A 22,042-nucleotide genomic window follows, 5' to 3' on the forward strand; every position below is an offset into this window, starting at 1 on the left:
TTTTTTTTATTCGTAAAAGTTTCTGTCATAAAAATCCATTAGTATCTTTGAGTTTTTACGCACTTTCTATGGATATACCCACGCCGGATTCCTTCTTCAAATTACTTATTCAGGACCTTGAATTTCAACCAACCACAAAACAGGATATCGCATTACAAATGCTTTCTAAATTCGTGGTGGAAGGAGGGCGAGATAAGTTGTTCTTACTGAAGGGTTTCGCAGGTACGGGTAAAACCACCATAATAAGTACGCTTACTAAAAACTTATGGAAGATACGAAAGTCCGGAATTCTACTGGCACCAACGGGAAGAGCTGCCAAGGTAATCTCCAATTATTCCAATAAAGAAGCTTTTACCATTCATAAGAAGATCTATTTTCCAAAGAAATCGGGAAATGGGGGTGTTCAATTCACATTACAGCCTAACAAACACAAGAACAGCCTGTTCATTGTTGATGAAGCTTCCATGATCTCAGATGATGGTGGAAACTCCAAACTTTTCGAAAATGGATCACTGCTAGATGATCTAATCGAGTATGTCTATGCCGGGCACAATTGTCAGCTAATCTTAATTGGAGATACCGCGCAGCTACCACCAGTAAAAATGGATCTTAGTCCGGCGCTTGAGGAAGAGACGCTGGGACTTAACTATAATAAGGAGGTTTCTTTTATCGAACTTGATGAAGTAGTACGGCAAAGTGAAGGCAGTGATATATTGCACAATGCGACTCTTATCCGGGAAAGCCTGCAGGAGGAATTCTATGAAAGCTTTCAATTCGAGCTTTCCAGCAATGCCGATGTGATTCGATTAACTGATGGGTATGAGATCATGGATGCTATTCAGGATTCCTATGGCGAGAATGGACATGAAGATACCAGTATCATTGTACGGTCTAATAAAAGGGCGAATATGTACAATCAACAAATAAGATCCCGAATTCTGTTTCAGGAAGATGAACTTTCTCCTGGAGATTATTTAATGGTCGTGAAGAATAATTATTTCTGGATTAAACCGACCAGTGAAGCCGGGTTCATTGCAAATGGCGATATTGTAAAAGTGCTGGAGATCTTTGCATTTAAAGAATTATACGGATTCAGGTTTGCTGAAGTACAGGTGCAAATGGTTGATTATCCTAAAATGAGACCTTTTGAAACGGTCATTATGCTGGATACGCTTACCACGAATACACCTTCGCTTACTTACGAAGAATCAAACCGACTTTATGAGGAAGTCAAAAAGGATTACGCGCATGAAAGGTCTAAGTACAAACAGTTCATGAATGTGAAAAACAATAAATATTTCAACGCTCTCCAGATAAAATTCTCTTATGCTATCACCTGTCATAAGTCCCAGGGTGGCCAGTGGAAAAATGTTTTTATAGAGCAACCTTACTTGCCGAACGGAGTAGGGAAGGAGTACTTAAGATGGTTATATACTGCGATCACCCGGGCCCAGGAGAAATTATATCTGATTGGTTTCGGGGACGATTTTTTCGCTGGTAAGTAATTCCTATTTTTACATAAAATTTCTCACATGCAAGATTCTTCAAAATTACGTGTTATTGCAATGATCCCTGCGCGATATGAAGCTTCCAGGTTTCCGGGTAAATTAATGCAGGATCTAAATGGACAAACGGTAATTGCCACAACCTACAAAGCGGCTAAGAGTACCGGGCTTTTCGATGAAGTTTACGTGGTGACAGATGATGATCGTATTTATGATGAAGTGATCAAAATTGGAGGAAAAGTTGTGCGTAGCCAGAAAGAACACGAATGCGGGAGTGATAGAATTGCGGAAGCTGTGGAAAACATGGATGTGGATATTGTAGTAAATGTCCAGGGAGATGAGCCATTTATTGACACCAATAGTCTAACGAAATTACTGGAAGTTTTTCAGCAACCAGGTTCAGAAGCAATTGATCTGGCAAGTTTGAAAACTGAACTAAAAGACCTGGAAGAGATCAATAATCCTAATAATGTAAAGGTGATCACCGGCAAAGACCAGTCTGCGTTATACTTCTCAAGATTCCCAATTCCTTATCCAAGCGATACTTCGGTGGATACCGTTTACTATAAACATGTTGGAATTTACGCGTTCAGAAAATCTGCACTAATGGATTTCTATCGTTTACCAATGCTGCCTTTAGAGGCTTCAGAAAAGATAGAGTGCATTCGGTATCTTGAATATGGCAAGAAGATCAAAATGGTTGAAACCAGTGTGAAAAGTATTGGAATTGATACACTAGAAGACCTGGAGAAAGCCAGAAAACTGCTAGCTAATTACTAACAGCTTTCTTATAAGTGTCCAGAGCTCTTTCACGAGCTTCTTTATGATCTACCATTTTCTCAGGATAATCATCGGTGCCAAATTCCGGGACCCACTCCTTAATATATTTGTGGTCCTTATCATACTTATCAATTTGAGTGGTAGGATTAAAAATCCTGAAGTATGGAGTTGCATCCACACCACTTCCAGCAATCCACTGCCAGTTACCAACATTTGATGACATTTCGTAGTCTAAAAGCTTTTCAGCAAAATAGGCTTCGCCCCATCGCCAGTCGATAAGTAAATGTTTGCAGAGAAAGGAGCCAACTAACATTCTAACCCGGTTATGCATGAAACCAGATTTATTCAATTGTCGCATTCCGGCGTCAACCAAAGGATATCCTGTTTCTCCCTTTTTCCATTTTTCAAATTCATCCTTGTTGTTACGCCACTTGATCCTATCGTACTTTGACTTGAAAGCATCGGTTACTGTATCTGGATAATGATACAGAATTTGCATAAAAAATTCTCTCCAAACTAATTCCTCGAGAAAGGTTTTGTTATGATCTTTATCTGCATCTCTAACCATTTGACGCACGCTTACCGTGCCAAAACGCAAATGTGCACCTAAGCGTGAAGTTCCTTCCACAGCTGGAAAATTACGTTTTCCTTCGTAATCTTTGATCAAACCCGGAGTTACCTGGTAGTCTGGAACCTTCAAATCTGATTCCTTAAAACCTATGTCACTCAGACTTAAATTTGGAAGCCTGCTATTTTCATAGAGGTTATCCATAAATCTGGTCGTGTAGTGAAAGTCAAGATCCTTCTTTTTAAACTCTTCCATCCAGAGGTTTTTGTAAGGAGTATAAACTTTATATGGATCACCATCACCTTTAACCACTTCATCTTTTTCGAAGATCACCTGGTCCTTAAAGTCACAGAATTCGATCTCCTTCTTTTCCAATAATTCTGAAATCTCCTTATCACGCTCTTTGGCATAAGGTTCGTAATCACGATTGGTGAAAACCTTTTTAATATCATAAGATTCCAGTAGCTCCTTAAATATTTCCTTAGGCTTACCGTGAAACATTGCAATGGAGCTTCCGTATTTATCCTGAAGCTCGTCACGCATTTTTTGTAGGTTGTCGAAAATAAAGGTAACCCGGGCATCGTCCTCGGGAAGCTTGTCAAGAATTTCAGAATCAAAAATAAAAATAGGCAGCACGGGATGTTCATCCCGTAATGCTGCCTTAAATCCTGCATTGTCATCTAATCTAAGGTCCCTTCGGAACCAGAAAATATTCACTGTTTTCATTAATTAATGTTTAATGTAGACAGACCTCCATCTACTCCTAAAACCTGTCCAGTGATCCATGAACTTTTTTCAGTAAGTAAAAATCCGGCAAGATTCGCAATATCTTTCGCCTGTCCAACTCTTTTTAATGGATGACGTTGATCCATTTTCTTTTTCTTATCATCACTGGAAAGTAATTTTTCTGCCAGTGGTGTATCTGTAAGCGATGGAGCTATAACATTCACTCTGAAATTTGGAGCATATTCCGCCGCTAAGGATTTAGCAAAACCTTCAATTGCGCCTTTTGCTGCTGCAACGCTGGTATGAAATGGCATTCCAACTTTTACTGCTACAGTACTAAAGAACACAAGACTCGCCTGATCAGATTTTTTTAATTTAGGTAATAATCCGTGAACCGCCCTTACAAGTCCGAAGAAATTAAGATTCATCTCTTTTTCGAAGCTCTCAGGTTTCATCATTTTGAAAGGTTTTAAATCTATAGATCCTGGGCAATAAACCAGTCCGTCGATTTGATCCGGAAGATCTATCTCTGAAATATCATTTTCCAGCACATCAAATTCAAAATGCTTCACATGATCTGTGTCCAGATCTCCTTTCGATCTAGAAAGAGCATAAATCTCATGATCTGCCTTCAGCATTTCTGAAATTTCATTTCCTATTCCACTACTTCCTCCTATAATAACTATATTCTTTTTCATAATAATTAGTTTAAAATATCGTGTTTCTGAGTCTGGTTTTGAGTATCTGGTTCAGAATACTCTCCATATAACTCAGTAAGTTTTTCTCTTCTGTAATCAAAAATCTCCTTTAACTTAGGTTCTACTAAAATTGGATGAGCCAATCTTCCAAGAAAACCCATGGGAAGTTTATAATCTACTATATCTTCCATTTCCACACCGCCTGGTATTTCTTTGATAAAATGTTTGTGATGCCATAGGGCATACGGTCCAAATCTTTGTTCATCTATAAAGAATTCACGATCACGAACCTGTGTGATCTCTGTAACCCATTTTGTTTTGATACCAGCTACGGGTGTTACTATATATTGAATTAACTGACCTGGATACATGGGTCTATCGGCACCCGAAAGTATTTTGAAGCCCATATAATCTGGAGTGATAGTCTTAAGATTTCTTGGATCTGATAAAAACTGCCAGGCTTCGTCCACAGAAATTGGTAATTTTTGTTTGCTTTTCAGGGTGTAAATTTTCATCAGATTGTATTTTTCGTAAAATTACGCGCAAAGTTGTTTAAAGTAAAATATAAACAGTTAAACAAAATGTAAATCTGAGTATTATAGATAATTCGGTCTTGATTAGATATTGATTTTGTTAGCTGAATAAACTTATCTTTATTAAAATTTAAACTACTACACATGAAAAGATTATTAGCATTTGCTTTAGTGCTCTGCACTGGGTTTGCAGGGTTTGCACAGGTTGAAGCACCACAGCCAAGTCCGCTTGGGAAAATGGAACAAAAAGTTGGGTTAACCGATATCACGCTTGAATATTCCAGGCCTGCAATGAGAGGTCGTACGATTTTTGGAGATCTGGTACCTTTTGACAAGGTTTGGAGAACTGGCGCAAACCTGAACACGATCATTACATTCTCTGATGATGTAAAAATAGGAGGTAAGGAACTGGCTAAAGGTTCTTACGCTATCTACACCAAACCTCAAAAAGATCAATGGACAGTGATGTTCTACGAAACAACGAATAACTGGGGAGTGCCTCAGAATTGGGATGATTCTAAAGTTGCGCTTACCGCCACTGCATCCGTAGAGGAGATGCCATTTAAAATGGAGACTTTCACTATCGTGATCGACGAACTAAAAAATGATTCAGCAAATCTTAACTTTATATGGGAGAATACTGTAGCTATTCTACAAATTGAAGTGCCTACAGATAATCGTACCATGGCTAGCATAGATAAGGTGATGAATGGACCAACGGCTCAGGATTATTTCTCAGCAGCATCTTATTATCATGAAGCTGGCAAGGATATGGAGAAAGCATATACCTGGGTTAAAAAGGCCAACGAGATGAGTGAAGGTAAAGCATATTGGATGCTTAGAAGACAATCATTAATCGAAGCTGAAATGGGTAAAACAAAGGAAGCTATTGCTACTGCAAAAAGATCTCTTTCTGCTGCAGAAGCTGCTAACAATGCCGATTATGTAAAAATGAATAAAGAATCGATCGCAGAGTGGGAAGCTAAATAAGCTAAAACACTATTTATTAGAAAGGGCTTCAGTTTGAACTGAAGCCTTTTTTTAATATTCTAATTTAATCTCTTTCCTAATGGAATCCAGTAACTGCATTAATTCCAGTGTGTTCTCTGTAGACCAGATATCACTTTCGGTTTTATTATTCAGAAGCATTTCTCCCACATGCTCCGCTTCGTATGTATAGCCATTATTTTCTACTCCGTAATCACGCACTTCATGCTTCCCATTTTGATGGGTAGTGATCGAAGTTGGTTCATGAAACCTTGAATTCATGATTACTTTAGATTCTTCAAATTCTAAGACAGCTTCAGTAGGAGTCTTTTCCTTAAAAGTTGAAGTGAGTTCTACGTCAATATTCTGGTCATAGTGAAATTTGATATCACAAGATTCGTCAACTCCGGTTTCTGCTAATTGAGCTTCCGCAGTAATTCTATTGGGCATACCGAGTAAACGATAGGCGAGAAATACTGGATAGATCCCAATATCAAGAAGACTGCCGCCTCCTAGCGATTTATTGAACAGCCTTTTAGTTTCGTCGAATTCTGCTGGAAACCCGAAATCTGCTTTTAAAGATTTTAGCTTTCCATATTCCTTATTTTTAAACTTGGTTTCCAGGTCACGAAAGTGGGGTAGGAACGCGGTCCAGAGAGCTTCCATGATAAAAACATTCTTTTCCCTGGCAAGGCTTATCATTTCACTTGCCTGCTCATAATTTAAAGCAAAGGGTTTTTCACATAGTACAGCTTTACCATGTGCAATACATTTGATAGCGAGTTCATGATGGAAGGCATGGGGTGTGGCAATATAAACTACCTGTACCGCTTCATCTTTTAACAGCTCCTCATAGCTGCCATAAGATTTCTCTGCTTCAAATTTAGCACCGAATTCTTCGGCTTTGTTTAGATCACGACTTGCTACTGCATAAAGCTTAGCATTAGAGGCATGTTGTAATCCATCACAGAATTTTCCAGCGATCTTTCCAAGACCCAGAATTCCCCATTTTATTTTTTGACTCATGTTGTGCTTACTTGAGGTTTATCATTTCGAAAAAGTTGAATAAGTATCGCTATGGACATTACCAGTACGCAACCCAGAACATTCAACCATAAGTACGGCATTATATCCATTTTGAAAACAATGATCACGATGATCTGTGTGATAATGGCTGCTATAAAAACGGCATTGCTTCGTACATATTTTACGAAAAATGCCAGTAGGAAAATACCCAGAACATTTCCATAAAAAATACTTCCAATGATGTTTACTAACTGAATTAAGTTATCAAATAGATCGGCAAGACTAGCAAACAGGATCGCAATAGCTCCCCACATTAATGTAAACCATTTCGAAGCTGCCAGGTAATGCTCATCACTTTTATTCTCTTTATGATTTCTTCGGTATAAATCGATCACGGTGGTTGACGCCAGCGCATTTAATTCTGAAGCAGTGGAAGACATTGCAGCGGATAAGATCACAGCAAGCAGTAATCCAATAAATCCCCGAGGAAGATTGTTCAAAATAAAATGAATAAATACGTAATCTTTATCATTGCTTTCTGCTTTGACATCTGAAGCATCTATAAAAGTTTTTGCTTCTTCCCGAATTTTGAATTGTTCATTTTCGAGATTCGAGTATTGTTCTCTAAAATTGGCAGTTTCAACTTCATCCAGTGTAGTTCTCGAGGCAAATTCGAGTCCGAGTTTCTTTTTCTTCTCCTGGACATCATCATGTTCCAGCATAAGATCCCTGTATTGCTCGGCATAATCTGAATTTAAAACAGTTTCGGTCGCTGCGGGATTAAAATTTAAGGGAGCAGGATTGAATTGATAAAAGACAAAAACCATAACTCCTACCAGAAGTATAAAAAATTGCAATGGTACTTTAAGGAGTCCGTTAAAGATCATTCCTAATTGACTTTCCCTGACAGATCCACCAGAGAGATATCGTTGTACCTGGCTTTGATCTGTTCCGAAGTAGGAGAGCATAAGGAAAGTCCCACCAATGATTCCACTCCATATAGTGTACCTGTTATTAAAATCGAAGCCAAAATCTAGAACATCCATTTTACCGCTGGTACCAGCAATTTCAAGAGCTTTCGTGAAAGTTACTTCTTCTGGCAGGTAACTAAGAATTATAAAAAAGGCAACGAACATCCCGGTTAGGATCACGGCCATTTGTTGTTTATGAGTAACACTTACCGCTTTAGTTCCTCCTGAAACGGTGTAGATTATTACCAATACACCAATAGCGATCGTAAGATAGGTAAGGTTCCAGCCCAGAACAGCTGAAAGCACGATTGCCGGTGCAAAGATGGTAATCCCTGCCGCCAGTCCGCGCTGAATTAAAAATAGTATAGCAGTTAAAGTTCTTGTTTTCTGGTCGAAACGCGACTCCAGATACTCGTAAGCTGTATATACTTTTAATCTATGATAAATAGGAATAAACACGATACATATAATAACGATCGCAATGGGAAGACCAAAATAGAACTGGACAAAACCCATTCCATCGTGGTAAGCCTGGCCCGGAGTTGATAGAAAGGTAATGGCACTGGCCTGAGTAGCCATAACAGACAACCCGATAGTCCACCATCTCGCGTCTTTACCACCCCCTACATAATCTTCAACATTCGAACTTCCACGAGACTGGTAAACTCCATACCAAACGATAAACGCGATCGTACCAATTAGAATGATCCAGTCTATTAATTCCATATTAGGCGAATAGGTTCATGATGAAATAGAAAATTACGATATAAAGAACGTTGGCAATCAATACGATCGAGTAGCTTTTCTTCCACTGGTATGTTTCTGGCTTTCCCATTATTTTCCTATAGAGATCATATTAGCAAAAAGTCGATATGCTCCTGGAACTGCCTCCGGAAATTGTCTGAAAAAACTAAGTCCGGTATAGATATAATATCCTTTACCATATTTGGCGACGAGTAAACTTCCAGAAGTTGGTTCTTCATTAGGATCATTCATAAACAATGGAGCTTCAAATTCTGATGACCAGGAATCGGCGAAATATAAACCTCTTTCCTGCACCCAATTCTCAAAATCTGAACTTCCCAGTTTATTCGGGGAATTTAAGAGCTCGTGCTCAGGCAGGTTAAAACCGACTTCCGCATTTTCATTAGTTACTCTATCCCGAGAAAGCTGCAGGTTGAAAGGAGCAATCTGGTCTGTAACCAATCCACGATTGGTATTGTATTGCACAATAAGATTCCCACCTTCCTCTATGTAATTGAAAAGTTCTTGTTTCTGAAATTTCAGATCCTCAATAATATTGAAGGATCGAATTCCAAGTACCACAGCATCATATTTTTTTAATGAGTTCGCACTGATTGATGATGCATCGAGCATCTCAACTTTGTAACCCATCTGGCGTATCGCTTCCGACACGACATCACCGGCCCCGGCAATGTAACCTACAAGTTCGCCTTTTTTCTTAATATCTAATTTCACCAGTTCCAGCTTTGCCTTTTGAATGAGGTTCTGCCCGGGAATATAATCGTAGTCAATCGAAATAACATTTTGATCATACATGTTATTTTCTGTCTCAAGGACTGGATGTAAAGTTATTTCACTTTGACCTTCAGGAGGAAAAATCGAAAATGTAAATGTTTGAGCTCCACCTTTCTGAGCAATATTTACATTAAATTGATTTGGTTTGACGCTCCAGTCTCCTTCGGAATTTAATTTTAAAGTTCCCGTTAGATTTGCCTGGTTGGCTTGAATTGTAATCTTTGCAGTTTTAGATTCCGAAGAATTGAAGACGAGAATATCTTCATGTAAATTAAGTTCAGCCTTCGGTATCACCTTAAAGTTTTCATAAATTTCTCCGGAAACCGGATCGTTGAATTTGTAAAGGATCGGTTTCTCAAAAGTTATAGGCTCCCCATTAATTTCAAGATTGAATATTGCTTTATTCTGAAATGGTGTTTGAGGTAAACCTCTCAGATTTTGATCATCTACTTTATACATCCCAATTGAACCTTCAGATTTTAACCAGTATGGATTGGTAAAATCTGCATTGCGCGGAAGTCGGAATTCCAAATTCTCGTTCCAGGATGAATTATTGTTCAAACTTTCTGCTGGTTCTATTTTCGTATTATTCGGAACAAGCTCTACGGAAATTAATTTAACCTGAGCAGAACTTCTATTGATCGCTTCGAGTTTTACAGTAACTTCTTCTGAAGGAGTTACGGAAGCATGGTCTGCAATGGCTTCAAGATATAGTCCGGAACTGGCATAAATAATATCCTTGATCTGCTGGGTTTTTATCTCTCGCCAGTGTTTATCCTGAAGATCCTGAATGAGTTGGTAAGCTTTCAGAAGTTCTGGTAGACTTTTAGAAGGATCTTCAAAACTGAAATTTTCCTGAACCTTGTTTAAAATAGCGCCAATTTCCTGGCCTCCCTGAATCCTATTCCAGCTGGTATCAATTCCGTCGAAAATATTAGATTCCTCAGTCGGCATTTCACCTTTGATAAGTTCGATATATTCCATTTGCTTGCCACGACTACCGGTACTTCCAAAACCCTGTGATTTATGCTGACTTCTACTCAGACTTGCAATCTCGGGATTGGATAGTCCTTTTAATGGAAAGTACGTTCCGGTATCGAATGTCAGGAATCTCGATTTATCAGCTTCTTCAAATGCTTCGGCACCACCATAGAACCATGGTGAGGTATTGAAAAATAGTCTTTTTGGAGCATAGGTATCAACCAGTTCCAGTTGATCCTGATATTTGTTTGCATCACCGGCCAGTTCAAAAGCCTCCACGCTCAGCATGGCAGAAGAAGTGTGGTGCCCGTGAGTACTTCCCGGTGTGCGATGATCAAACCTATTAATGATCACATCTGGTCTGAATTTTCGAATGATCCAGACTACATCGCTAAGAACTTCATTTTTGTTCCAGATTTCCAGTGTTTCAGACGGAGTTTTGGAGTAACCAAAATCATTCGCGCGGGTAAAAAATTGCTCTCCGCCATCGATTTTTCTGGCAGCCAGTAATTCCTGAGTTCTTATCATCCCAAGCTGCTCTCTTAATTCTGGCCCTACAAGGTTTTGACCACCATCACCTCGTGTTAAGGAAAGGTAAGCAGTTCTGGCATTCACTTCATTCGAAAAATGAGAGATCAACCTGGTGTTTTCATCATCTGGATGTGCTGCCACATATAGAACAGATCCTAGGAAGTTTAGTTTCTGAATTTCTGAATATATATCTGAAGAACTCCATTTTTCAGGAGCCTGTGCATTGGAGAAAGTAAAGCCTAATAAGAATAGGGCAAAAAGTATTTTCCGCATTGAATAATAGGTTTCATCAAATATAAAAGATTTCAAATCGTCCTGAAGCCAATTTCAGATCTTTTAGGCTAGAGAGCATCTTTTCCTTCGTCTTTCCCATCCACCCGATGTTTCAGAGTAACTGCCTTTTGAAGAATAAGATTGTTGGGATACGTGACAAGTTCTCCTTCTCGTGTTCGAAGATGCAGGTGGAAAGCCTTAATATCCTCGATCTCTGCTTCTATATCCAGATCCTTGTCGTGGATCTTAATAGTATCACCGATCTTATATGGAAAGGAAAAGAATAAAATGATCCCACTGGTAACGTTGCTTAGAATAGACCAGATGGCGAATAATGCAACTCCAATTACCGCGAATACAGATGAGAAGATCAATGAAAGATCTGTAAGTCCTACACCCCAGGCAAGTGCTAGTAGGAAAGCAGCGATAAGAATGATAAGAATATTAATGTATTTAAACATCAACCTGGTGCGGGTGATGTTGATCTCACTTCTACGACCTACTTTGTTTGCGGCCGTTCTCAGTAAAAACTGTATGAGGAGTAAAATAAAAAGTACTGCAAGAGAATACAGCAATTCGTCGCGGTAGGTGAGAAGTAATTCCTTCATTAATCTAGTTCTAATTTCTCACGCAAATGTAAATCTTTATTCGAATTCTTATTCCAGTAATCGGTTCTTAATCGTGCTTTTTTAGTAGCAGTGGTCGTTAAAATTTCTGCGTTAGGACTCTTGTCTATCGGAGCTGATTCCTCCCATTTTTCAATAGGAAAAGGTGTCATTTTACCCAGATAAATCTTTAATGTGCGGTTTAGTTCTGGATAGTGTAACTGGTAGATATGATATTGCTCATTGGTAAGAAATTGTCCTTCAGCATTGAAAGCACGTACCGGTAGATGATTCAGTCTCAAAAATTCAAGGGATGGTAGTATTTTAAACGATCCTACCGGAACACGATCAAGGTCGATCCTAAGCAAATTCCATATTTCGTTTTCAAGATGTATGGGATTTAATTTTAAATATTGATCTGCTTCTCCAGCGAAATAGGAATGACTTGTAATATCAAAATCTTCCCGGTTATTTAATTGCATATAAACCTGGCCACACCATTCCTGTACTGAAGTTGAAATCTTTAGCGCATGTTCATTTCCGTCGAGTGGAAAGAAACTGCTTTGCATAATACTGTAAGGATAGATACCTGTATTGAAATTCTTGGTACTGTTCAGTTTGAGAACAGAAACTTTGTTGAAAGATTCATCGCTTGATTTCACCTGTTCTGTTGCCGAAAAGTCTTCAGTTACATAAATAAGAGTGGCGGTGCCTTTTCGTAGTTCACCATACCGGGATTGTTCGAGATCGTAAGTGGTAATTTCTGCTTTTCCGGAATACCAGTAGTCCTTAAAATCTTCAGTTAATTTGAATTCGTTTCCGTAGGATTCCCTGTCTGCACAGGAAATGATAAGCATTGAAATCGCGAAAAGTGTAAGGTATCGTTTCATCGTTATGATGACAATTTACGAATTTTCCTCTTTAAGTATGCGTTTCAGGGTTTTATAGACCAGATTCGTAGGTAGACCAACCACATTGAAGTAGCTTCCGCTAATAGATTCTATCCCAATTAAACCTATCCATTCCTGTATTGCGTAACCACCAGCTTTATCGAAAGGTTTATAATTCGTCACATAGAACTCGATCTCTTCTTGGGTAAGATCTGCAAATGTTACTTTGGTGGTGTAATTTAGAACTTCCTGCTTATTTCTGTATGTGAAGCATACCGAAGTGATGACTTCATGTTCTTTACCTGAAAGCAGGTTGATCATCTCCACGGCATGATCATGATCTCTTGGTTTTCCAAGTGCTTTAGCTTCACAATACACAATGGTATCACTCGTGATCAATATTTGATTTTCTTGTAGATCCTGGAATGCTTCAGCCTTTAATTTGGAAAGAAAATTTGTGATCTCTTTGCCTTCAAGATCTTCAGGATAGATCTCGTCTACAGAGCGTACATCTATGGTCACAGGTATGAGAAGATCTTCGAAAAATTTCTGTCTTCTGGGAGAGCCTGAAGCAAGAATGATCTCGTGGTCTTTTATTAAATTCTGGATCATAGTTAAAGGATTATAAATTGTAACAGGCCTATAGATAGTAAACCGAAAAATAATACTGCTTTTAGAAGTTTACTTAACCTTGAGTATTCAGATTTTTTTGATGCTGTCCAGATATTTACCTGGAAGAATAATAGGGGAGCGAGCAAGAGAAATAATGCGTAGACCACTGCAGCGGTGTTTCCGAAGAGATATTCATAAACATAATAGATCAGGAAAACTATAGGTACAAGCCCTAATAAGAACAATACCTGGTTTGTTCGTTTCTTACCAAGTGCGATGGGCAGTGTTTTATATCCCGCATTGTAATCTCCATCAATATCCTCCTGATCCTTTACGATTTCACGAAGCAAATTGACCAGAAAAGCGAAGATGGAATAATCGATCAAAATTGAGAAGATCGTGGATTGTGTAGCCTGATTCTGCGGAGTGATCGCAGGTAGCAGGTCATAAAGTCCAACACCAATTGGGATGAGGCCTACAATAAGGCTTACCAGAATGTTCCCTATAAGTATGCTTTGCTGAAACTGGGAATTATAAAGATATAAAATTGCCGAGCCAAATATAAAGAATGCTGAAAATCCCGGCACACCCACCATATTGGAAACATAAAAACCTAAGCCAACACCAATAATGCTCAATATGAAGAACATGCGGTATGCACTTTTTTCAGAAATACCGGTTTTAATATAGGTTTTGGATGGCTTATTTTTTTGATCGGCTTCCACATCAAATATATCATTGATCACGTAACCAGAAGCAGCAACCGAGACTACGGCCAGTACCAGCATGGAAAATCCAAATAGATTTAAGGTGATCGCCACACTAAATGGCTCGAACAAGCCATATTTAATAAGATACATGGTAAGCGCAATGAACAATAAGTTTCCTGGCCTTATCAGCTTAAAATAATCCAGCATCTAAGAATTCTTTTCCATCCATTTTCCCTGAACTTTCATCACTTGTTCGATCACGTCACGAACACAACCTTCCCCGCCATTTTTATGAGATACATACAATGAAATTTCCTTCAATTCTGGAACTGCATCCTGAGGGCAACAAGGTAGTCCTACTAATTTCATTGGATAGTAATCTGGAATATCATCACCCATGTATAATACCTGCTCCGGTTTTATATCGTAGATGTCAAAAAATTCATCCATTTGCTCCACTTTATCGTCCACTCCAAGGTAAATATCGGTAATTCCAAGGCCACGAAGTCGCTCGCGAACCCCTTCATTTTTACCACCGCTAATAATGCATACTGTAAATCCAGCTTTTAAAGCCATTTTCATAGCATAACCATCCTTCGTATTCATTGTTCTTAAAAGCTCGCCTTTGGTTGAAACCTGCAATGAACCATCGGTTAAAACGCCGTCAACATCAAATACGAAAGTAGTGATCTGGTTGAGGTATTCTTTATAACTTTTTTCCATGTGTTTTTTGAATAGAATCCGTTAGTGTTTTATAAACCATTTGTCTGTCCTCATTCAGCATTTGTAAATGAGTTTCTATTGTTTTTTCGTCGTTTCTTAAGGCTGGACCAGTTTGAGCATCGTATGGCGGCAGATCCTGGATCTTATCAAAAGTTTCCTGAATAAGCGGTCTTAAAATGTCAAATGGCAACTCATTTTCATGACAATAATCTGCCGCGATGGTGAACAGGTGATTTGTGAAATTATTTACAATCACTGCGGAAAGGTGGATGGCTCGGCGTTGTTCCGAATTTACTTCAAAAACCTTCGTAGATATAATATTTCCTAGTTCCTTCAGTTTCCCAAGGTTTTCTTCTGAATTAGCCTCGATACAAATAGGAATATCTGAAAAACTTACTTCCTTATTTTTACTGAAGGTTTGCAATGGATAAAATATTCCGAAGTTATCTAACATTGATAAATTCTCCATCGCCACACTGCCGGAGGTATGAACTACAAGTCCCTTTTTAATATTTAATTTTTGAGCAACTTCAAAAATTGCCTCATCGCGCACCGCAAGAATGTAAATATCTGCTTTAGCCAGCTCAGCATAATCACTTATGACTTCAGTAGTATTTCCAATAAAGTCCAGTTTGCTAGGTTTTCGGCTAAACAACTGTATTACATCAACTTCAGGAGTTAATTTGAAGCTTTGGTATAAGTGAATACCAACATTGCCCGCACCCAGGATCACTACTTTTATCATGCGGCTAAATTACCAAAATTTTCAAGGTTTAGAAATTAACAGGTGTTGACTTGAGATTCGCCGTTTTACCCACTTAAAAACGATAAAATATCGTTAAATTTGCAGCCGTTAAAACGACACTTTTTCATGCAGAAAAAAATAGCCTCTATCCTTTTTTCTACCCGAATAATGGCCGTCCTGTTTATCATCTTTGCAATTGCCATGGCCATGGGAACATTTATAGAAAGCTGGTACAGTATCGAAACGGCAAGAATTCTAATTTACAATACCTGGTGGTTCGAAGGGATCATGTTATTTCTTCTTATCAATTTCATTGGTAATATAAAGAGATATAAGCTTCATCAAAAAGAAAAGTGGAGTAGCTTATTACTGCATCTTTCCTTTATTCTCATCTTAGTTGGAGCATTTGTAACCAGGTATATTAGCTACGAAGGGGTAATGCCAATTCGTGAAGGTGAAACTACCAATAAGTTCATGACCTACGAGACGTATCTCACCTTTTTTATAGATGGTGAGATCGATGGGGAGGCGAGAAGAAGAGTGCTACAGGAAGACGTTCTTTTTGGTCCTGAAGTAGACAACGATTATGTTTTGAATACCGATTTTAACGGTACTCCTGTAAAATTTGAAGTTACGAATTTTATTCACGGCGCAGAAGAAGCGCTGGTTCCTACAGAGGATGGCGAGAATTATCTTAAGATCGTAGAAGCCGGCGATGGCTCACGACACGACCATTATCTTAAAGAGGGTGAGGTTAGTAATATTCATAATACTTTATTTACGCTAAATAGTCCGCAGGATGGCGCTATCAATATTCAGCTTACTGAAGATGGGGAATACCAGATAGATTCTCCTTTTGAAGGAACCTATATGCGTATGGCAGATCAAAAGCAGGGAACTTTGGTTAGTGATTCTACACAAACTCTTATGTTGAGGTCGCTTTATAATATTGGAAGCATGCAATTCGTAATTCCGGAACCAATAGTTACCGGAGAATATGATGTAGTGCCTACTAACCCAAAAACGAAGCAGGATCTTGATGCTGTAACGCTGGATATTACAGCTAATGGTAAAACAGAGACGATCACCTTACTGGGTGGACAGGGAACTGTAGCAGATCCACAGGCGATCAATTTTGACGGATTGGAAGTTTTTGTTAATTATGGCAGTATCGAAAAAGAACTACCATTTGCTTTGAAATTGAACGATTTCATTGCAGAAAAATATCCTGGTACTGCAGATAGAGCAACACCTGGTTACGCAAGTTTCAGGAGTGAAGTGGAGATCGTGGAAGATGGAGAAAAACCTGAGCCTTATTCCATTTATATGAATCACGTACTGGATCATGAAGGTTATAGATTTTTCCAATCGAGTTTTGATCCGGATGAAAAGGGTACAGTACTTTCTATAAACCGTGATTTCTGGGGAACCTGGATCACTTATATAGGTTATTTCTTATTGTATTTTGGACTTATGTGGATATTGTTTGATAAAGGTTCCCGTTTTGGTAATCTAAAAGTGATGCTGGAAAAGATCAAGGACAAGAAAAAAGCACTGGCAGTAATAGTATTAATGCTAATGTCTTCAGTTGGTTTTTCTCAGGATGATGATCATGCTCACAATCAGGATTCAAAACAGCAGATCGATAGTATCATTGTATCTAATGCAGTAAAAGAAGAGCACGCCGATCAATTTGGACGATTGATTATTCAGGATGCCGGAGGAAGAATGAAGCCTGCAAACACGTACTCTTCAGAATTACTTCGAAAATTAAGTAAAAGTGATACTTATGCCGGTTTGAGTTCAGACCAGGTGCTGGTTTCTATTACTGAAAACCCTACATTCTGGTATCAGGCACAGGTTATTTATGTAGAAAAAAAGAACGATAGTCTGCACCAGATCCTTGATGTAGAAGAAGGTAGAAAATACCTTGCTTTGATGGACTTTTTTGACGAAAAAGGAGGTTATAAACTTTCTCCATATCTGGAAGGTGCCTACAAAGCGGCTGTTCCGAATAAATTTCAAAAGGATTTTATAGAGACAGATAAAAAAGTAAATCTGTTATACCAGGCAGTACAGGGAAAAGTACTGAAAATATTTCCTATTCCTGAAGACGAGAATAATAAATGGGTTTCTTATCCTGAACTGGATGAAGTTAACTTCACTGGAATGGATTCGGTTTATACGAAGCAGATCCTTCCGCTATATATGAGTGCTCTTAAAACTGCACGCGAGACGGGTGATTATGAAAAAGCAGATCAGTATCTGGAAAGCATTCAGAGCTTTCAGGTGAAATTTGGTGGAGATGTAATGCCATCAGAAGATAAAGTGAACGCTGAGATTTTATACAATGAATATGATGTCTTTAGAAACCTGTTCTGGATGTACATGCTTGCTGGTCTGGCCATGCTGGTATTTGTAATTGTTCAGATTTTTAAGGACAATAAAATTATACGAGCTCTTATTTATACCGTTGCGGCGGCGATCATAATTCTTTTCGCAGTTCATACCGCAGGACTTGCGGCCAGGTGGTATATTTCAGGACACGCACCCTGGAGTGATGCGTATGAGTCGATGATCTACGTGGCTTGGGCTACTATGTTCTTTGGGCTGGCGTTTGGTAGAAAATCAAATCTTACCATCGCGTCTACTGCTTTTGTTGCTTCCATGATCCTTATGATCGCACACTGGAACTGGATGGATCCGGCAATTGCCAACCTACAGCCGGTACTAAATTCATATTGGTTAATGATCCACGTGTCTGTAATCGTTGGTAGTTATGGTCCGTTTACATTAGGTATGATCCTAGGCGTGGTTTCCTTGATTCTAATGATCCTTACCAATGACAAGAACAAGAAGAAAATGGACATTAATATAAAAGAGATCACGATCATTACTGAAATGGCATTGACCGTTGGTTTAGTGATGCTGACTATAGGAAACTTCCTGGGTGGCCAGTGGGCTAATGAGAGCTGGGGACGTTACTGGGGCTGGGATCCAAAAGAGACCTGGGCTTTGATTAGTATTATGGTATATGCTTTTGTGATCCATATGAGATTGGTTCCAGGTTTGAGAAGTAGATGGTTTTTTAATCTAATGGCTATCATTGCTTTTGCAAGTATTATGATGACCTATTTTGGAGTGAATTTCTACCTAAGTGGTTTGCATTCCTATGCGAGTGGTGATAAGGTTATCACTCCAACATTTATCTATTATACCTTAGGTGCTGTAGCAATTTTAGGTACTGTATCCTACTTTAAATACAAGAAACACTTCGCTAAGAAGTAGATAAATTTTTAAAAAATTTTGACATAAAAAAAGCCTGCTTTTAGAAGCAGGCTTTTTCATTTTTATTTAAAATTTGATTACTTAAGATTTCCAACCATATCTTTTGGATCTACCCATTCATCAAATTCTTCATTGGTAACATATCCCAGATTGGCAGCTTCTTCTTTTAAAGTAGTACCATTCTTATGAGCGGTGTTAGCAATCTCAGCAGCTTTATAATATCCTATTTTGGTATTCAAAGCAGTAACCAGCATCAATGAGTTATTTAGATGCTCTTTGATACGTTTTTCGTTGGCTTCGATCCCACGTGCACAATGCTCCTCGAAAGATAGACAGGCATCACCAATAAGCTGAGCACTTTGTAGCAAAGCGTTTGCCATTACCGGTTTAAAAACATTCAGTTCGAATTGTCCCTGCATTCCTCCTACGCTCATGGTTACATCATTCCCCATGATCTGGGCACATACCATGGTAAGCGCTTCACACTGGGTTGGATTAACCTTACCGGGCATGATCGAAGAACCAGGCTCGTTGGCTGGAATATTGATCTCTCCAATACCACTTCTTGGTCCGGAAGCAAGCATTCTGATATCGTTTCCAATTTTGTTCAGCGAAACAGCAATCTGTTTCAGGGCTCCATGAGTTTCTACAAATGCATCATGAGCTGCCAATGCTTCAAATTTATTTCCCGCAGAAATAAAAGGCATCTCCGTAAATTTCGCGATAAATTCAGCAACCCTTTTCGAATATCCTTTCGGAGTATTAAGTCCGGTTCCTACTGCAGTTCCACCTAAAGCAACTTCAGATAAATGAGGTAAAGTATTTTCCAAAGCTTTGATGCCATAATCTAACTGAGCAACGTAACCGCTGAATTCCTGACCAAGGGTTAGGGGAGTAGCGTCCATAAAATGGGTACGCCCAATTTTCACGGTATGCTTGAATTCTTCAGATTTCTTTTTTAGAGTATCTCTTAGTTTTTTCAAACCGGGAAGAGTATTCGTAGTCACTTTTTTATACGCAGCAATATGCATTCCGGTCGGGAATGTATCGTTTGAAGATTGAGATTTATTCACATCATCATTTGGTTGAAGTGTTTTTTCCCCTTCACCAATATTCTTACCTGCGATCTGGTGAGCTCGGTTTGCGATCACTTCGTTCACATTCATGTTGCTCTGTGTACCACTTCCGGTTTGCCAGATCACCAATGGAAACTGATCATCGTGTTTACCTTCCAGGATCTCATCACAAACCTGAGCAATAAGGTCTCTCTTTTCCACAGGGAGAACACCAAGTTCACAGTTTGTATATGCAGCAGCTTTCTTTAAGTAAGCGAAACCATATATAATATCAAGTGGCATGGAGGACGCAGGTCCAATTTTGAAATTATTTCGGGAACGTTCAGTTTGAGCACCCCATAATTTATCTGAAGGAACTTTAACTTCCCCCATGGTATCTTTCTCTATTCTATAGTCCATATTTTAAAAATTGGTTGTTTCGCAAAGTTAATATTTCGCTAATCTTATTAATCTAAAAAAACTTTAAAATTGGCGGTTCTTATATTCTGAATTAATTTGATGGCAAATGGGCTTTTGATCTTTTGAAAAAGCCCTAAAACTCTATATATTATAGATTATCCGTATGGTTTAAAATATTGTTATACAGTATTTTAAGTATTAAATAGGGGGAAAATCCCTTTTCATTGCAGCACAACTAGTTTTATCTTTAGACTATTGTTTAACTAAATTCATAATAATGAAAAAACAGCTAGTATTACTCGTTTTTTCATTAGTAGTTTCAATATCCCTCGTAAGTTGTAGTACTAATGATGATGGTCGTGCAGATTCAGATCAATTTCTGAATGCTGATGTAAACGGAGTTCTTTTTTACTCATCTAATAATTCTGCTGCTCTGAGCTTCCTTAAAGATTATAATTCCATGGGAACGGTTAGTTTGTATGTACGATCTATTTCTGATCGTGGCGAGATTCTCGATTTTCAGATCGATAATTTTACCGGGATTGGAATTTATCGACTCGGCTATCAGGTTTTCAACAAGAACTGGTTGAGTTTTAGTACTCACGATCAGGAGCTATGGGCAATAATGCCGAATGGTGCTCTAAACGACAGGACTAACTATATCGAGATCACGAGCAATTCTGATAATCGTATCGAAGGAAAGATCTCCTGTAGTAAATTATGGAACGAACAACAAAGTAGCTATGCACCAATTGAAGGGCAGTTTAAACTTAATATTCGGCTATAAATACATCAATCAAAAGACGAACAGTTCCCTAAGTTTATTAATTCTTTAAAAAGTGCTCAAATTCCTGTGATAAGCGATCAGGTATTTATATCTTTGACCTGATTTAAATCAAACTTTACCATTATGTTCGAATTCGATCAATACCTTGGATTTTTAGCGTTCCTTACGATATTAACGATGGGTTTCTGGCTTATGATCTTCCTGGTAGCTTTCGTTCCTTATTGGATCGGTGGGTCTGTTGGAGAATTGATCAAAGAAAAACGTGAAGCTCGTAAAAAAGCTAAAGCGGAAAAAGCATAAAAAAAAGGGACTTATTTAAGTCCCTTTTTTTATTTCCTATCATGCCAGATTATTAGTATGCCTCTTCATCGAAATCTTCGTCACCACTTCTACGGTTCTGTCTTTGTTTTTTCTGGTTGAATCTATAGATCATGGAAACTGTTACGTTCTGACCCTGTCTCCACTGGAATTCACTATCTCTTTCATACGTATCGGTTAATGTATAAGAGTCTCTTTTTCTGGAGTTCAAAAGGTCACGAACGTTCAAAGAAATCGTCGCCTTTTCCTTGAAAATATCTTTACTGAATGCCAGGTCTAAAGAAAGAATACCTTCTTGAGTTCCCTGTACACCTTCGGCTGCACCTCTGTAAAATGCATTTGTTTGCCAGTCAATCTTAGCAGGAAGCGTCACTTTAGAACTAAAACGAGCGAACCAGCTATTGTTTTCAGCGTCATAACTTCTACCGTTATAATCACCTTCAGTTTTAAATCTGAAGAAATTAAAACTACCATTCAGTCTTAGCCAGTCTGCAGGATTATATAATAAGCCTAATTCAGCACCTGTACGGTCATTACTGGAAAGGTTTACCGGGATCGTACGTACGATATTCGTTCCAGCAACATTGTCTTCAATTCTTTCGAAAGAATCGGTTTCATGTTGATAATATATAGAAGAGGTCAAGGTAAGCTTCTCCCATCGTTTCAGGTATCCAAGGTCAAACGCATTTGAGTATGCAGGACTTAGATTAGGATTCCCCTGGAATACATTATTTGTACTACTACGAGAAGGAAAAGGATTGATGAACCAGC

General features: G+C 38.5%; 20 protein-coding genes. 6 read left to right on the forward strand and 14 right to left on the reverse strand.

Translation table 11 applies throughout. From position 1 onward, the window contains the following. The first annotated feature begins 68 nt into the window (after nt 1–68). On the forward strand, nt 69–1,505 hold the full coding sequence (locus tag ACNI3T_RS11385) for an ATP-dependent DNA helicase (RefSeq protein ID WP_418228300.1): 1,437 nt from the start codon (nt 69–71) through the stop codon (nt 1,503–1,505). A 27-nt stretch (nt 1,506–1,532) separates the two neighbouring features. Further along, nucleotides 1,533–2,285, forward strand: a complete 753-nt coding sequence (kdsB, locus tag ACNI3T_RS11390) for a 3-deoxy-manno-octulosonate cytidylyltransferase (protein WP_418227914.1) — start codon at nt 1,533–1,535, stop codon at nt 2,283–2,285. On the opposite strand, the gene ACNI3T_RS11395 is transcribed toward kdsB, so the two are convergent. From ACNI3T_RS11395 to ACNI3T_RS11405, 3 genes are read right to left on the reverse strand one after another with little or no spacing between them, the layout of a single operon-like run. Then, the gene (locus tag ACNI3T_RS11395; RefSeq protein WP_418227915.1) at nt 2,275–3,579 is read right to left on the reverse strand and encodes a cryptochrome/photolyase family protein; all 1,305 of its coding nucleotides are present in this window, start codon (nt 3,577–3,579) and stop codon (nt 2,275–2,277) included. The genes kdsB and ACNI3T_RS11395 overlap by 11 nt on opposite strands. Then, complete coding sequence (locus tag ACNI3T_RS11400) at nt 3,579–4,277, reverse strand: SDR family NAD(P)-dependent oxidoreductase (RefSeq protein ID WP_418227916.1); 699 nt, start codon at nt 4,275–4,277, stop codon at nt 3,579–3,581. The genes ACNI3T_RS11395 and ACNI3T_RS11400 overlap by 1 nt, the downstream gene beginning before the upstream one ends. Before the next feature lie 5 nt (nt 4,278–4,282). After that, on the reverse strand, nt 4,283–4,792 hold the full coding sequence (locus ACNI3T_RS11405; RefSeq protein WP_418227917.1) for an SRPBCC family protein: 510 nt from the start codon (nt 4,790–4,792) through the stop codon (nt 4,283–4,285). Nucleotides 4,793–4,954: 162 nt separating this feature from the next. On the opposite strand from ACNI3T_RS11405, the gene ACNI3T_RS11410 reads away from it, so the two are divergent. Continuing rightward, a complete protein-coding gene (locus ACNI3T_RS11410; protein ID WP_418227918.1) occupies nt 4,955–5,800 on the forward strand; it encodes a DUF2911 domain-containing protein in 846 nt (281 codons plus the stop codon). Between the two features lie 51 nt (nt 5,801–5,851). On the opposite strand, the gene ACNI3T_RS11415 is transcribed toward ACNI3T_RS11410, so the two are convergent. The 9 genes from ACNI3T_RS11415 to ACNI3T_RS11455 form a co-directional block, all read right to left on the reverse strand. Further along, nucleotides 5,852–6,823 (reverse strand): Gfo/Idh/MocA family protein, encoded by a 972-nt coding sequence (locus tag ACNI3T_RS11415; protein WP_418227919.1) that lies wholly within the window; start codon nt 6,821–6,823, stop codon nt 5,852–5,854. Further along, nucleotides 6,820–8,520, reverse strand: coding sequence for a sodium:solute symporter family protein (locus ACNI3T_RS11420; RefSeq protein WP_418227920.1), 1,701 nt, complete (start codon nt 8,518–8,520; stop codon nt 6,820–6,822). The genes ACNI3T_RS11415 and ACNI3T_RS11420 overlap by 4 nt, the downstream gene beginning before the upstream one ends. A 108-nt stretch (nt 8,521–8,628) precedes the next feature. Next, on the reverse strand, nt 8,629–11,118 hold the full coding sequence (locus tag ACNI3T_RS11425; protein ID WP_418227921.1) for a PIG-L family deacetylase: 2,490 nt from the start codon (nt 11,116–11,118) through the stop codon (nt 8,629–8,631). 68 nt (nt 11,119–11,186) lie between these two features. Next, entirely contained in the window at nt 11,187–11,726 is a 540-nt protein-coding gene (locus tag ACNI3T_RS11430) for a mechanosensitive ion channel domain-containing protein (RefSeq protein ID WP_141877601.1), read from the reverse strand. Continuing rightward, nucleotides 11,726–12,613: a septum formation inhibitor Maf gene (locus ACNI3T_RS11435; protein WP_418227922.1), complete on the reverse strand. Its 888-nt coding sequence runs from the start codon at nt 12,611–12,613 to the stop codon at nt 11,726–11,728. The genes ACNI3T_RS11430 and ACNI3T_RS11435 overlap by 1 nt, the downstream gene beginning before the upstream one ends. Nucleotides 12,614–12,628: 15 nt before the next feature. Then, nucleotides 12,629–13,225, reverse strand: coding sequence for a Maf family nucleotide pyrophosphatase (locus ACNI3T_RS11440; RefSeq protein WP_418227923.1), 597 nt, complete (start codon nt 13,223–13,225; stop codon nt 12,629–12,631). A 2-nt stretch (nt 13,226–13,227) separates the two neighbouring features. After that, entirely contained in the window at nt 13,228–14,142 is a 915-nt protein-coding gene (locus ACNI3T_RS11445) for a geranylgeranylglycerol-phosphate geranylgeranyltransferase (RefSeq protein ID WP_418227924.1), read from the reverse strand. Further along, entirely contained in the window at nt 14,143–14,658 is a 516-nt protein-coding gene (locus ACNI3T_RS11450) for a KdsC family phosphatase (RefSeq protein ID WP_418227925.1), read from the reverse strand. Further along, nucleotides 14,642–15,403 (reverse strand): Rossmann-like and DUF2520 domain-containing protein, encoded by a 762-nt coding sequence (locus tag ACNI3T_RS11455; RefSeq protein ID WP_418227926.1) that lies wholly within the window; start codon nt 15,401–15,403, stop codon nt 14,642–14,644. Before ACNI3T_RS11455 ends, ACNI3T_RS11450 begins: the two co-directional genes overlap by 17 nt. 126 nt (nt 15,404–15,529) lie before the next feature. Here ACNI3T_RS11455 and ACNI3T_RS11460 point away from each other — a divergent pair, with 126 nt between their 5' ends. Further along, nucleotides 15,530–18,691 (forward strand): cytochrome c biogenesis protein CcsA, encoded by a 3,162-nt coding sequence (locus ACNI3T_RS11460; RefSeq protein WP_418227927.1) that lies wholly within the window; start codon nt 15,530–15,532, stop codon nt 18,689–18,691. Nucleotides 18,692–18,768: 77 nt separating this feature from the next. On the opposite strand, the gene fumC is transcribed toward ACNI3T_RS11460, so the two are convergent. Then, nucleotides 18,769–20,166 (reverse strand): class II fumarate hydratase, encoded by a 1,398-nt coding sequence (fumC, locus tag ACNI3T_RS11465; RefSeq protein ID WP_418227928.1) that lies wholly within the window; start codon nt 20,164–20,166, stop codon nt 18,769–18,771. A gap of 277 nt (nt 20,167–20,443) precedes the next feature. Here fumC and ACNI3T_RS11470 point away from each other — a divergent pair, with 277 nt between their 5' ends. Next, nucleotides 20,444–20,953, forward strand: coding sequence for a hypothetical protein (locus ACNI3T_RS11470; RefSeq protein ID WP_418227929.1), 510 nt, complete (start codon nt 20,444–20,446; stop codon nt 20,951–20,953). Nucleotides 20,954–21,076: 123 nt separating this feature from the next. Beyond that, nucleotides 21,077–21,253, forward strand: a complete 177-nt coding sequence (locus ACNI3T_RS11475; protein WP_026916335.1) for a hypothetical protein — start codon at nt 21,077–21,079, stop codon at nt 21,251–21,253. A 52-nt stretch (nt 21,254–21,305) separates the two neighbouring features. Here ACNI3T_RS11475 and ACNI3T_RS11480 read toward each other — a convergent pair. Then, nucleotides 21,306–22,042: outer membrane beta-barrel family protein (locus ACNI3T_RS11480; RefSeq protein WP_418227930.1), on the reverse strand; the 737-nt coding region annotated here is incomplete at its 5' end.

Source organism: Christiangramia qingdaonensis (genome assembly GCF_048381525.1).
GTDB lineage: Bacteria > Bacteroidota > Bacteroidia > Flavobacteriales > Flavobacteriaceae > Christiangramia.